Genomic DNA, 12,711 nt, shown 5'->3' with positions numbered 1-12,711 from the left:
CGCGCCCACGGGTTCTGGGCTGAGCGGGTGCAGTCAGTCGCGCGGTGCGGTGGCGAGCCGGGCGGTGGCGACCGAGCCCGCACCGATGAGCGCGACCGCGGTGACGGCGGCGAGGGTCGTCGGCGAGACGAGGCCGACGACGAGCGCGACGCCGACGCCGGTGGCCGCCACCATCCCGGCGGCGGGCCCGCCGCGCAGGAGGACGGCGGCGACGACGAGGAGCGCCGACGAGACGACGAACAGCCCGAGGAACAAGCCCGTCACGGGCATGTCTCCGACGAGGAAGACGTCCTGGAACGACTGACCGGCGACGGCGCGCGTCGCGTCGTTGGCGAAGAGTCCGACGGCGGACAGCACGACGGCCGTCGCGAACGTCAACCACCCCCACTGCCGACGCGAGCGCGTGCCGCGCGGTTGGCGACGGCGCACGCTCAGCATGAGCGTGATAGCGGCTGCGGGCACGACGAGCATGACCTCGACCGGCATCGGGTGCCTGAACGTCGTCGGCTCGCCGGGCAGCGGGACGACCGGTGGGCCGTCCGCCTTGTAGGTGAACCCGATGCGTGTCCAGGTCCCGTGCTCGTCGCGGACCGCCAGACCGTCGCCGCCGTTCGCGGCGACGACCCGGAAGCCGTCCGGTGTCGGCAGCACGGCGACCCCCCGGGTCCAGAGGCTCCCGGTCGGAGGCTCGTAGCGCGCGGCGAGCTCGGGCAGCAGCTCGTCGGGAATGGCCCAGTCCTGCCGCCAGGTGCGTCCGCCGTCGTCGCTGCGGTCGACGCCGACGCCCTCGGCCCTCGCCCGGAAGCACTGGTCGCTCGGCGACGGTGCGCACGCCACCGTGAGCGTCGTGTCGCGCTCCTCGAATCGGTCGTCGAGCTCGTCGTCCTCGTCCGAGAACACGTCGACACCGCTCCAGCGCGCACCGTCGTCGGAGGTGTACCAGGTGCCTCCCCACGGGTCGCCGACGACGACGGCGCCGTCGACGACTGCGACGTGGTGCGCCTCCTCGGGCGGGCTGGAGCTCGTGGCCGTCGTGGCCAGCACGGCGACGGGGAGCACGAGCACCCACCGCAGGTCGCGGCGCTGGCCGTGACGGACGTCGGTCGACGTCGTCCGGGCCGCGTACCCCGCCAGGGCGAGCGCCGGCAGCGTCAGGAGGTCGGTCGGGTCGGCGAGGACGGTGCTCGGTCCGGCGAGGGCGGTGAGGACGGCCGACGCCGCGGTCGCACCCACAGCCGTCGCCTTCACGACGACGAACGCCGTCCCGACGACGGCGAGGCTTGCCCGCGTGCAGGTCCGGGCGTCCACGGGTGCGACGGCGACCAGCCTGGACGCCCCAGCGAGCAGCACGGCCACCAGGGGAGGGGCGACGACCAGCCAGGCGACGTCGGAGAGCTTGCCCGTCCACCAGGTGCCGAAGGATGCCTTGAGGAGGTGGTCGTTGAGGACGAGGAGCAGCAGCGCCACGCACGTCACCGGGTCGGTGAGCCACGCGAGTGCTGCCCGAGCAGACGGGTGTCCTGTGGGCACGGCAGCCTCCGCATCGTCGACGAACGCTGCATCGGCGTTGCCGGGTGAGAACTTGACCCAAGGCCTGGTCACGAGCGTGCATCGTCCGTCGACGCGTCGCGGACGACCTGGACGGGCGCTCACCACGAAACCGAACGTTTACGTGCGGGTGAGGCTTGTCACACCGACGTAACGTGCTTCGCCTCTGACGGAAACCCGCCTCGTCGACTGTGATCCCCGGACCAGCCACCCCCGGCTGGCGAGTGGAGAGGCGATCTCGATGGAAGAATTCGCTTTGGACAGCGGGAACACGGCGTTCATGCTGACCGCCGCGTCCCTCGTGCTGCTGATGACGCCGGGGCTGGCGTTCTTCTACGGCGGCATGGTGCGCGGCAAGAGCGTGCTGAACATGATGATGATGAGCTTCGGCGCGATCGGCGTCGCCGGGCTCGTCTGGGTGCTGTACGGGTACTCGGCCGTCTTCGGCGAGGACCTCGGTGGTGGCGGGTGGCTCGGCAACCCGTTCGAGTTCTTCGGCCTGCAGGGCGCCACCGACGACCAGAGCCTGATGGCGGCGTCCGGTGTGCCGTTCCTCGTGGCCGCCGGCTACCAGGCGACGTTCGCGATCATCACGGTCGCGCTCATCTCCGGTGCTGTGGCCGACCGCATGAAGTTCGGTGCCTGGCTGACGTTCACGGCCGTCTGGGTCACCGTCGTCTACCTGCCGCTCGCCCACTGGGTGTGGGGTGGCGGCCTGCTCAGCGCGACCGGCCTCACCGAAGGGTTGTCGACCCCCATCGACTTCGCCGGTGGAACGGTGGTCCACATCAACGCCGGTACCGCCGGTCTGGTGCTGGCGATCGTGCTCGGCAAGCGCCGGGGCTTCGGCAAGGAGGCCATGCGGCCGCACAACCTGCCGTTCGTCATGCTCGGTGCCGCACTCCTGTGGTTCGGCTGGTTCGGTTTCAACGCCGGCTCGGAGTTCGCCGCGGACGGCGTGGCTGGTCGTGCCTGGCTCAACACGCTCCTCGCCACGGGCATCGCGATGCTCGCCTGGCTCGCCACGGAGAAGGTGCGTGACGGTCACGCCACGTCGCTCGGTGCCGCGTCCGGCATCGTCGCGGGCCTCGTCGCCATCACCCCGGCCGCAGCCGCGGTCGACACCTGGGGCGCGATCGGGATCGGCATCGTGGCGGGTGTGCTCTGCGCCCTCGCCGTCGGCCTGAAGTTCAAGTTCGGCTACGACGACTCGCTCGACGTCGTCGGTGTCCACCTCGTCGGTGGTCTGGTCGGCACGATCCTCATCGGCTTCTTCGCCACCGACACGAACAGCACCTGGTACCCGGACGGGGCTCAGAACGGTCTGTTCTACGGTGGGGGCGTCACTCAGCTGGCCACGCAGACGATCGTGGCGCTCGCCGCGGTCCTGTTCAGCTTCACGGCGACGTACGTCATCGCGCTCATCCTCAAGGCGACCATCGGTCTGCGGGTCTCCGACGAGGCCGAGGTCGGCGGCATCGACCTGGCTGTCCACGCTGAGACCGCATACGAGACGCTGGGCGTCGGCGCCCGCGTCGTGACGGAGGTGAAGTGATGACGAAGCTCGTGACGGCGGTCATCCAGCCGCACCGGCTGGACGACGTCAAGTCGGCCCTCGAGGCCGCGGGTGTCCGTGGTCTGACCGTGAGCGAGGCCAGCGGCTACGGCCGCCAGCGCGGTCACACCGAGGTCTACCGCGGCGCGGAGTACACGGTCGACCTGGTTCCCAAGGTCAAGATCGACGTGCTCGTGAGCGACGAGGACGCGGCCAGCGTGACCGAGGTCATCGTCCGCGCGGCGCAGACCGGCAAGATCGGTGACGGCAAGGTCTGGGTCGTGCCGGTCGAGGACGTGGCTCGCGTCCGCACCGGCGAGCACGGCGACGACGCGCTCTGATCCGGACGGTCACCAGACACACATGACACAGGAACGGCCGCCCGCGGGGGGCGCGGCCGCGAACGGGTCGCCCGAGGTCCCGCACCCCGCGATCGGGGTGCGGGACCTCCGCTCTGAGCGGCTCGAGCTCGCTGCCGGCCTGACCGGCCCCGGCTCCGACGGCATCGCCCGGCGGGCCGCCATCGTCGAGCTCGTCGTGGGCCGGCTCCGGGAGCAGTGGGAGCTGGCCACCGACGGCGAGGACGTCTCGGGCATCGCGCTCGGGGCCGTCGGCAGCGTCGGACGCGGCGACGCGAGCCCGGTCAGCGACCTCGACCTGCTGCTCGTGCACGAGGGCCGCGGCCACTCGACCGAGGCGCTCTCGGCTCTCGCGCAGAAGCTCTGGTATCCGATCTGGGACGCCGGCCTCGACCTGGACCACTCGGTCCGCTCGCTCGCGCAGTGCCGCCAGGTCGCGTCCAAGGACCTGCCTGCGGCCGTCGGGCTCCTGGACCTGCAGCCGGTCTCGGGCGACGCCGTCGTCATCGCCCGCGCCAAGTCGGCGCTGCTGGAGGACTGGCGCTCGGCCGCGCGCCGGCGCCTGCCCGAGCTGCTGGCGTCGACCCGCCAGCGCGCCGAGCGCCACGGCGAGCTGGCCTACCTCATCGAGCCGGAGCTCAAGGAGTCGCGCGGCGGCATCCGGGACGCGGTCGTGCTGAGCGCGCTCGCCGCGACCTGGCTCACCGACCGGCCGCACGGCGCGGTCGACATGGCGTACGCCCACCTCCTCGACGTGCGCGACACGGTCCAGGTGGTGACGCGCCGGCACACGAACCGGCTGCTGCTGGCGGACCAGGACGAGGTCGCGGCGCTGGTCGGGTTCGACGACCGCGACGACCTCCTGGCCAGCATCGCCGAGGCCGCGCGCGTCATCTCCTACGCCCTCGACACCACCGTGCGCAACGCACGTCAGGCCCTGCAGCGACCGGCCCGCGCGACGATGCTCGTCCGGGGCCGCCGCTCGGCCCCGCGGCTGCGGACCATCGCCGAGGACCTGGTCGAGCACGACGGCGAGATCGTGCTGGCCGTCGAGGCGCGGCCGGCCGAGGACCCGCTGCTGTCGCTGCGCGCCGCGGCCACCGCCGCGCGCACCGGCCTCAGCCTCTCGCCGGTCACCGTCGCCAGCCTGACGGCGACCCCGCCCCTGCCGACACCGTGGCCGAAGGCCGCGCGCGGCTACCTGCTGCAGCTGCTGGGCTCCGGGCCCGCGCAGGTGCCGATCTGGGAGGCCCTGGACCTGGCCGGCGTCGTGACCACCTGGATCCCGGAGTGGGCGGGTGTGCGCAACCGGCCGCAGCGCTCCGCCATCCACCGGCACACCGTCGACCGGCACCTCGTGGAGACGGTCGCCCGGGCCGGACGCGACAAGCGCGTCGTGGAGAACGGCGACACGCTGCTGCTCGCGGCGCTGCTGCACGACATCGGCAAGCGTGCCGGTGCGGGGGACCACTCGACCGAGGGCGCGCGGCTCGCCGGTCCGATCGTCCTGCGCATGGGCTTCGACGAGCAGGTGGCGGCGGACGTCACGCGTCTCGTGCGTGAGCACCTGACCCTCGCCGAGCTGGCCACCACGGCCGACCCCGACGACCCCGCGACCGTGGCCCGGCTGCTCGGCGCCGTCGACCACCGGCCCGACCTGCTCACGCTCCTGCGCGCCCTGACCGAGGCCGATGCCGGCGCGGCCGGTCCGCAGGCGTGGAGCACCTGGCGCGCCACCCTCGTCGACGACCTGACGGCACGGGCCACCCGGGAGCTGGCAGGTACCCTAGGTCGTCCGTGAACTTGTCAGAAACTCTCGAATCGTAAGGACCGCCAGGTGTTCGCCACCCTGTCCGACCGTCTGACGTCGACCTTCAAGAACCTGCGCACCAAGGGCCGGCTGTCCGAGGCGGACATCGACGCCACCGTGCGCGAGATCCGCCGGGCGCTGCTGGACGCCGACGTCGCCGTCCCGGTCGTGCGCTCGTTCACGGGTGCCGTGCGTGAGCGCGCCCTCTCGGTCGAGGTGTCCGGTGCGCTGAACCCGGCGCAGCAGGTCGTCAAGATCGTCAACGAGGAGCTCGTCGCCATCCTCGGCGGCCAGACGCGCACGCTCAACCTCGCCAAGAACCCGCCGACGGTCATCCTGCTCGCGGGCCTGCAGGGTGCGGGCAAGACGACGCTCGCCGGCAAGCTCGCGCTGCACCTGAAGAGCCAGGGTCACACGCCGCTGCTCGTCGCGGCGGACCTCCAGCGTCCGAACGCCGTCACCCAGCTGCAGGTCGTGGGGGAGCGCGCGGGCGTACCCGTGTTCGCCCCGCACCCCGGCAACCAGGGCAGCGAGGACCTCCTGCCGTTCGGCGCGGACCCGGTCGCGGTCGCGCGCGAGGGCCTGGCGACGGCGAAGACCAAGCTGCACGACGTCCTCATCGTCGACACGGCCGGCCGCCTGGGCGTCGACGCCGAGCTGATGCAGCAGGCCTCGGACATCCGCGACGCGCTCGACCCGGACGAGATCCTCTTCGTCATCGACGCGATGATCGGCCAGGACGCCGTCACCACCGCGCAGGCGTTCGCGGACGGCGTCGGGTTCACCGGTGTGGTGCTCTCCAAGCTCGACGGCGACGCCCGTGGTGGAGCCGCCCTGTCGGTCGCCAGCGTCACCGGCAAGCCGATCATGTACGCGTCCACCGGTGAGAAGCTCACCGAGTTCGAGGTGTTCCACCCCGACCGCATGGCGTCGCGGATCCTCGACATGGGCGACATCCTCACGCTCATCGAGCAGGCCGAGAAGGCGTTCGACGCCGGCCAGGCCGAGGAGATGGTGGACAAGCTGGCGTCCGGGAAGGACCTCACGCTCGAGGACTTCCTGACCCAGATGCAGCAGCTGCGCAACGCGGGACCGCTGAAGAAGATGATGGGGATGCTGCCCGGCATGGGGCAGATGCGGGAGGCGCTCGACAACTTCGACGAGCGCGAGGTGGACCGCATCGAGGCGATCATCCGCTCGATGACCCCGGCCGAGCGCCGCACGCCGAAGATCATCAACGGCTCACGCCGCTCGCGCATCGCCGCGGGCTCGGGCACCAAGCCCAGCGACGTCAACCAGCTGCTGGAGCGCTTCGACGGCGCGCAGAAGATGATGCGCCAGATGGCCAAGGGCGGCGGCATGCCCGGCATGCCTCCGGGCATGGGCAACCTGCCCGGCATGGGCGGCAAGAAGTCGCGCGGACGCACGGCTGCCCCGGTGCGCAAGGTCAAGGGCAAGTCGGGCAACCCGGCCAAGCGTGCGGAGCAGGAGCGCGGCATCACGAGCAAGCCGGCCGCACCGCAGGGATCGGCGTTCGGGATCGCGCCCAAGGCCGAGCCCCCGCAGCCGGCTGACATCGAGCTGCCCGCCGGCCTGGACCGCTTCCTCGGCGGACGCTGAGCCCCTCGTGGTCCTGCACCTGCGCGGCACGATCGTCCTGGACGACGAGCGGGAAGCCGGCGAGGCGTGGGTCGTCGGCGGCCGGATCACGTTCGAGCGCCCGTCGGCCGCGCGGGACGCGCAGGACACAGTGCTGGAGGGCTGGGTCCTGCCCGGCCTCGTCGACGTGCACTGCCACATCGGGCTCGCGTCGGACGGCCCGGTGGACGACGGCACGGCCGAGAAGCAGGCGCTCGCCGACCGCGACTCGGGGGTGCTGCTGGTCCGGGACGCGGGCTCGCCGGCGGACACGGGATGGGTGCACGACCGTGACGACCTGCCGCGCCTGATCCGGGCGGGTCGGCACCTCGCCCGTCCCAAGCGGTACCTGCGGCACTACGGGCGCGAGCTCGAGTCCGTCGACCAGCTGCCCGCCGCCGTGCGCGAGGAGGCCGCGCGGGGCGACGGCTGGGTCAAGCTCGTCGCGGACTGGATCGACCGCGACCTCGGCGCGGAGGGTGACCTGCGCCCGCTGTGGCCCGCGGACGTGCTGGCCGACGCGGTGGCGGGCGCCCACGCGGCGGGCGCCCGGGTCACCGCGCACACCTTCGCGACGGAGTCGCTGGACGCGCTCCTCGACGCGGGGATCGACTGCCTGGAGCACGCCACGGGGGCGACGCCCGACCACATCGACCGGATCGCCGCCGCCGGGATCCCGGTCACCGCGACGCTGCTCCAGGTCGGGCAGTTCGAGGCGATCGCCGCGCAGGGAGCCCGCTACCCGGTGTTCGCCGCGCGGATGCGTGCTCTGCACGCGCACCGGTACGCGCTCGTCCGGGACCTGCACGACGCGGGAGTGCCGGTGCTCGTCGGCACGGACGCGGGCGGGACCCTCGCGCACGGCCGGATCGCCGACGAGGCCGCCGAGCTGGTCCGCGCCGGCATCCCCGCCCGGGACGTCGTGGCCGCGGCCAGCTGGCGCACGCGCGCCTGGCTGGGCGCCGAGGGGCTCGACGAGGGCGCGTCGGCGGATCTCGTGGTCTTCGGCGCCGACCCGCGCGAGGACATCGGTGTGCTCGCCGCACCGCGCGCGGTGGTGCTGCGGGGAACGGTCGTCTGACCCGTCGGTGACCTGCACGACATGGTTGGGACCGGTCGTGCACATCTGGCACAATGGTCGGCTGTACCCGGCGTCCGCAGCCCCTCTACCTGCGTTCGCCGTGTCCTCGACCTTCCCGGCGCGCCCACCCCACGGGCAATGCGCGGAGGGGTCACCCACAGCAGACATCAGGAGAAGACCACACCGTGGCCACCAAGATCCGCCTCAAGCGTCTCGGCAAGATCCGCGCTCCGTACTACCGCATCGTCGTCGCCGACTCGCGCACCAAGCGCGACGGCCGCGTGATCGAGGAGATCGGCAAGTACCACCCCACCGAGGAGCCCTCGTTCATCGAGGTCGACTCCGGGCGTGCGCAGTACTGGCTCGGCGTCGGCGCGCAGCCGACCGAGCAGGTCGCCGTGCTCCTCAAGATCACGGGTGACTGGCAGAAGTTCAAGAACCTCCCCGGCCAGGAGGGCACGCTGCGCACCAAGGCCGACAAGGTCGACCCGAAGGCCGCCATCGACGCCGTCGCGCTCGACGCCGAGAAGGCCAAGGCCACGGCGTCCGAGAAGGCTGCCGCGAAGAAGGCCGCCGCTGCCGAGGCTCCCGCCGAGGACGAGCAGGCCTGATGCTCGCCGACGCTCTCGAGCACCTGGTGCGTGGCATCGTCGACCACCCGGACGACGTCCGCGTGAACGCGTCGACGCTGCGCCGTGGTGACCTCCTCGAGGTGCGCGTGCACCCCGACGACCTCGGCCGGGTCATCGGCCGGGGCGGTCGGACGGCTCGCGCGCTGCGCACCGTCGTCGGCGCGCTCTCGACGGACGGCGCCGTCCGCGTGGACGTCGTGGACGTCGACCGGCGCTGAACCATCGCGCAAGGCCCGGTCCCCTAACCTGGGGACCGGGCCTTCGCCATGACTGCCCACCCCGATCGTGAGGACCACCATGCAGCTGACCGTCGCGCGGATCGGCCGTGCCCACGGCCTGCGCGGAGAGGTCGCCCTCGACCTGCGCACCGACAACCCCGAGGACCGGTTCGGCGTCGGTGCGGTGCTCGCCACCGAGCCTGCAGCCCGTGGACCGCTCACGGTGGTGAGCACGCGCACCCAGCAGGACCGGTGGTACGTGACGTTCGCGCAGATCAGTGACCGGACGACGGCCGAGGCGATGCGCGGCACCGAGCTGGTCGTCGAGGAGGACAGCTCCGACGAGGACGACGCCTGGTACCCGCACGAGCTCGCCGGGCTGCGCGCGGAGCACGTCGACGGCAGGGTGCTCGGCGAGATCGTCGGCCTGGAGCACCTGCCGGCGCACGACATGCTGGTCCTGCGCGAGCCCGACGGTGCGCACACGCTGATCCCGTTCGTCAAGGTCATCGTCCCGATCGTCGACGTCGCCGGCGGCCGCGTCGTCCTCGACCCGCCCGGTGGGCTGCTCGCCTCCGACGCCGCCAACCTGGTGGTCTCCGAGGAGACGGTGCTACCCCGAGACACAGACGACGACTGACCGTGCGCATCGACGTCGTCTCGATCTTCCCCGAGTACCTGGCCCCGCTGGACCTCTCGCTCGTCGGCAAGGCGCGCACGAGCGGTCTGCTGGACCTGCGCGTGCACGACCTGCGGGACTGGACCACGGACCGGCACCGGACCGTCGACGACACCCCGTTCGGTGGCGGCGCGGGCATGGTGATGCGCCCCGACGTGTGGGGGACCGCGCTGGACGAGCTGCTCGACGACGACGCCCACCTGCTGGTGCCGACGCCGTCGGGGGAGCCGTTCACGCAGCGCACGGCCGAGGCGCTGGCGGGGGAGAGCCACCTGGTGCTGGCGTGCGGACGGTACGAGGGGATCGACGCCCGCGTCGCCGAGCACTATCGCTCGCGGGGACGCGTGACCGAGTTCTCCCTCGGCGACTACGTGCTCAACGGCGGTGAGGTCGCCGCGCTCGTCGTCGTCGAGGCGGTCGCGCGGCTGCTGCCCGGGGTCGTCGGCAACCCGGAGTCGCTGGTCGAGGAGTCCCACGGCGCGGCCGGGCTGCTGGAGTACCCCGTCTACACCAAGCCCCCCGCCTGGGCCGGGCTGGAGGTCCCCGAGGTGCTCCTGTCCGGGCACCACGCGCGGATCGCCCGGTGGCGCCGGGACACTGCGATCGAGCGGACGGCGGCCCGTCGGCCGGACCTGATCCAGGCGCTGCCCGTCGACGAGCTGGACAAGCACGACCTCGCGCTCCTGGCGACGCTCGGCTGGCGACCGGTGGACGGACACCTCGCGCGAGCGTGACCTCTGCGTGAGGTGCAGCACGGATTTACCGCCGGTGCGCCCGGTGTGGCAGACTTGCCCGTTGGTGCGCGCAGGTTGCGTCTCTGCCACAGGGGAGACGACTCACGACCACCCGGGCTCTTTGACCCGGACGCACCGGACCATCAGACCAAGGACGCCGGTCCTGCCCTGCACAGGGCGGCCGAGACGCCCTCGACGACGTTCCTGACCTGTGGCAGGGCGGGGAAGTGACATCACATGCACACGCTGGACCAGGTCGACGCAGCATCGCTGCGGTCCGACATCCCGGAGTTCCGCGCCGGCGACACGCTCAAGGTCAACGTCAAGGTCGTCGAGGGCAACCGCTCCCGCATCCAGGCGTTCCAGGGTGTCGTCATCGCCCGCCAGGGCGACGGCGTCCGTGAGACGTTCACGGTCCGCAAGGTCAGCTTCCAGGTCGGCGTCGAGCGCACGTTCCCCGTGCACTCCCCGAGCCTGGAGTCGATCGAGGTCGTGACGCGCGGCGACGTTCGCCGCGCGAAGCTGTACTACCTGCGCAAGCTCCGTGGCAAGAAGGCCAAGATCAAGGAGAAGCGCGACTTCACCCCCGCCGCGAAGAAGGCCTGAGCCTCCTCGCACGCGCGTCCTGACGGGCGGTCACCGATGTCGGTGGCCGCCCGTCGGCGTACCCGCGGAACGCGCACACGCTGGTCAGGGGCGCGGACGGGTCACGACGACGATGACCCGGTCACGACCCCTGATCTCGGAGGCTGGTCGTGTGCGCGTCCGGGCCCGGCGCGTGCGAGAGTGTGCGAGTGATCGACCGACCTCCCCGCGACCTCGACGAGGACTCGTCACCCACGTCGTGGCCCGGCCGGGAGTCGCCCGACGGCGCCGGACAGCCGGGTGGCACCGGTCCTCGGATGCCGGACGTGACCGGGTCCGACGACGCCCAGTCCGAGCACTCGGTCCCGCGTCGGCACGCTGCCGCCAAGCGTCCGAGCGGCGCGGGATCCCTGCTGCGCGAGACGGTGATCATCCTCGTCAGCGCGATCATCCTGTCGCTGCTGGTCAAGACGTTCCTGGTGCAGGCGTTCTTCATCCCGAGCCAGTCGATGCACGACACGCTGATCGAGCACGACCGGATCCTGGTCAGCAAGCTCACGCCCGGCCCGTTCGACCTGCGCCGCGGGGACATCGTCGTCTTCAAGGACCCCGGGGGCTGGCTGCCGTCCGACACCGCCCCGGACCCGGGGCCGGTGCAGGGCGCGATCAACTCCGCCCTGACCTTCATCGGCCTCTACCCGGCCGACGCCAACGAGCACCTGGTCAAGCGCCTCATCGGGCTGCCCGGTGACCACGTCTCCGCCGTCGCAGGCGGACCCGTCGTGGTCAACGGCGAGCCGCTCGACGAGCCGTACCTGGCAGCGGGCGTCCAGCCCAGCGACATCGCGTTCGACGTCACGGTGCCGCCGAACAGCATCTGGGTCATGGGCGACAACCGGTCTCACTCGTCGGACTCGCGCTACAACACGGGCAACCCCGGCGGGGGTTCGGTGCCGATCGACAACGTCGTGGGCATGGCCTTCGTGACGGTGTGGCCCATCGAGCGCATGGGACTGCTCCGCAACCCGACCAGCACGTTCGCGGACGTGCCCGACCAGCCGTGACGCTGCTCGCAGCTCCGCGGGCGACCGCTGCGCGCGTCGCACCCCACCTGCGTCACGAACGCGTGCTCCTGCGCGACGGGGCGCGGCTCCTCGCCGGCATGGACGAGGTGGGCCGGGGCTCGCTGGCCGGACCGGTGAGCGTCGGGGTCGTCGTCGTGGACGTCACGACGCGGTCCGCACCCAAGGGCGTCGCCGACTCCAAGCTGCTCGCCCCTGCGGCGCGCACCCGGTTGCTCCCCGCGCTCGGTCGCTGGGGGCTCGCTCGCGCCGTCGGGCACGCGAGCGCCGCGGAGATCGACGAGATCGGCATCATCGCCGCCTTGAGGCTCGCCGGCACCCGCGCGCTGACCGCCGTCGCGGCGTCCGTCGGACCGGTCGACGTCGTGCTGCTCGACGGGTCGCACGACTGGCTCAGCCGCCCCGCACAGGCCGACCTCTTCACCCTCGACGAGGAGCCGGCCGAGCCCGCCCCTCGCGTGCACATGCGCGTGAAGGCGGACCGGACGTGCGCCTCCGTCGCGGCCGCGAGCGTCCTCGCCAAGTGCGAGCGGGACGCGATGATGGTGGACCTCGCCGCGTCGCACCCCGCGTACCGCTGGGACGAGAACAAGGGGTACGCGTCGCCCGAGCACATGGCGGCGCTGCGCGAGCTCGGTCCCAGCGTCCTGCACCGCCGCTCCTGGCGGCTGCCGGGCACGGCAGCCGACGCGGTCCTGGGTGGCGACGAGGACTCCGCCGCGTTCCTCGTGCAGTCCACCGACGCCGACGGGGTGTTCTGAGCGGTCGCTCTCGTGGCGTCGCGCGGCCT

General features: G+C 72.4%; 13 protein-coding genes. 12 read left to right on the top strand and 1 reads right to left on the bottom strand.

The window, feature by feature from the left end; genetic code table 11:
* Positions 1-33: 33 nt before the first annotated feature.
* Positions 34-1,602, bottom strand: coding sequence for a hypothetical protein (locus ACXJKF_RS04410; RefSeq protein ID WP_456786518.1), 1,569 nt, complete (start codon positions 1,600-1,602; stop codon positions 34-36).
* Between the two features lie 187 nt (positions 1,603-1,789).
* Between ACXJKF_RS04410 and ACXJKF_RS04405 the strand changes: the two genes are divergently transcribed.
* The 12 genes from ACXJKF_RS04405 to ACXJKF_RS04350 all read left to right on the top strand — a co-directional run bounded on the left by ACXJKF_RS04405 (position 1,790) and on the right by ACXJKF_RS04350 (position 12,682).
* Positions 1,790-3,103 carry an ammonium transporter gene (locus tag ACXJKF_RS04405; RefSeq protein ID WP_456786517.1) on the top strand — a complete coding sequence of 438 codons (1,314 nt, stop codon included), beginning with the start codon at positions 1,790-1,792 and terminating at the stop codon, positions 3,101-3,103.
* Positions 3,103-3,444: a P-II family nitrogen regulator gene (locus ACXJKF_RS04400; RefSeq protein ID WP_055922297.1), complete on the top strand. Its 342-nt coding sequence runs from the start codon at positions 3,103-3,105 to the stop codon at positions 3,442-3,444. The genes ACXJKF_RS04405 and ACXJKF_RS04400 overlap by 1 nt, the downstream gene beginning before the upstream one ends.
* Positions 3,445-3,466: 22 nt before the next feature.
* Positions 3,467-5,263: a [protein-PII] uridylyltransferase gene (locus ACXJKF_RS04395; RefSeq protein ID WP_456786516.1), complete on the top strand. Its 1,797-nt coding sequence runs from the start codon at positions 3,467-3,469 to the stop codon at positions 5,261-5,263.
* A gap of 36 nt (positions 5,264-5,299) precedes the next feature.
* Complete coding sequence (gene ffh, locus ACXJKF_RS04390; RefSeq protein WP_456786515.1) at positions 5,300-6,892, top strand: signal recognition particle protein; 1,593 nt, start codon at positions 5,300-5,302, stop codon at positions 6,890-6,892.
* Between the two features lie 7 nt (positions 6,893-6,899).
* The gene (locus ACXJKF_RS04385; RefSeq protein WP_456786514.1) at positions 6,900-7,991 is read left to right on the top strand and encodes an amidohydrolase family protein; all 1,092 of its coding nucleotides are present in this window, start codon (positions 6,900-6,902) and stop codon (positions 7,989-7,991) included.
* Between the two features lie 185 nt (positions 7,992-8,176).
* Positions 8,177-8,602, top strand: coding sequence for a 30S ribosomal protein S16 (rpsP, locus tag ACXJKF_RS04380; protein ID WP_456786513.1), 426 nt, complete (start codon positions 8,177-8,179; stop codon positions 8,600-8,602).
* Positions 8,602-8,841, top strand: coding sequence for an RNA-binding protein (locus ACXJKF_RS04375; protein WP_055922281.1), 240 nt, complete (start codon positions 8,602-8,604; stop codon positions 8,839-8,841). Before rpsP ends, ACXJKF_RS04375 begins: the two co-directional genes overlap by 1 nt.
* A 79-nt stretch (positions 8,842-8,920) precedes the next feature.
* A complete protein-coding gene (rimM, locus tag ACXJKF_RS04370) occupies positions 8,921-9,481 on the top strand; it encodes a ribosome maturation factor RimM (protein WP_456786512.1) in 561 nt (186 codons plus the stop codon).
* 2 nt (positions 9,482-9,483) lie between these two features.
* Entirely contained in the window at positions 9,484-10,254 is a 771-nt protein-coding gene (trmD, locus tag ACXJKF_RS04365; protein ID WP_456786511.1) for a tRNA (guanosine(37)-N1)-methyltransferase TrmD, read from the top strand.
* Between the two features lie 237 nt (positions 10,255-10,491).
* On the top strand, positions 10,492-10,860 hold the full coding sequence (gene rplS / locus ACXJKF_RS04360; RefSeq protein ID WP_456786510.1) for a 50S ribosomal protein L19: 369 nt from the start codon (positions 10,492-10,494) through the stop codon (positions 10,858-10,860).
* 188 nt (positions 10,861-11,048) lie between these two features.
* Complete coding sequence (gene lepB / locus ACXJKF_RS04355) at positions 11,049-11,903, top strand: signal peptidase I (RefSeq protein WP_456786509.1); 855 nt, start codon at positions 11,049-11,051, stop codon at positions 11,901-11,903.
* Complete coding sequence (locus ACXJKF_RS04350; protein ID WP_456786508.1) at positions 11,900-12,682, top strand: ribonuclease HII; 783 nt, start codon at positions 11,900-11,902, stop codon at positions 12,680-12,682. Before lepB ends, ACXJKF_RS04350 begins: the two co-directional genes overlap by 4 nt.
* Positions 12,683-12,711 lie beyond the last annotated feature (29 nt).

The organism is Cellulomonas sp. P5_C5 (genome assembly GCF_054049655.1).
The sequence above is the reverse complement of the archived record's forward strand: the minus strand, read 5'-3'. Positions and strand labels throughout refer to the sequence as shown.

Excerpts from the sequence above, each read along its gene's own strand:
- rplS (WP_456786510.1), top strand. The coding sequence starts at position 10,492 with ATGCACACGCTGGACCAGGTCGACGCAGCATCGCTGCGGTCCGACATC.
- ACXJKF_RS04395 (WP_456786516.1), top strand. The coding sequence starts at position 3,467 with ATGACACAGGAACGGCCGCCCGCGGGGGGCGCGGCCGCGAACGGGTCG.
- ACXJKF_RS04405 (WP_456786517.1), top strand. The coding sequence starts at position 1,790 with ATGGAAGAATTCGCTTTGGACAGCGGGAACACGGCGTTCATGCTGACC.
- rimM (WP_456786512.1), top strand. The coding sequence starts at position 8,921 with ATGCAGCTGACCGTCGCGCGGATCGGCCGTGCCCACGGCCTGCGCGGA.
- ACXJKF_RS04400 (WP_055922297.1), top strand. The coding sequence starts at position 3,103 with ATGACGAAGCTCGTGACGGCGGTCATCCAGCCGCACCGGCTGGACGAC.
- ACXJKF_RS04375 (WP_055922281.1), top strand. The coding sequence starts at position 8,602 with ATGCTCGCCGACGCTCTCGAGCACCTGGTGCGTGGCATCGTCGACCAC.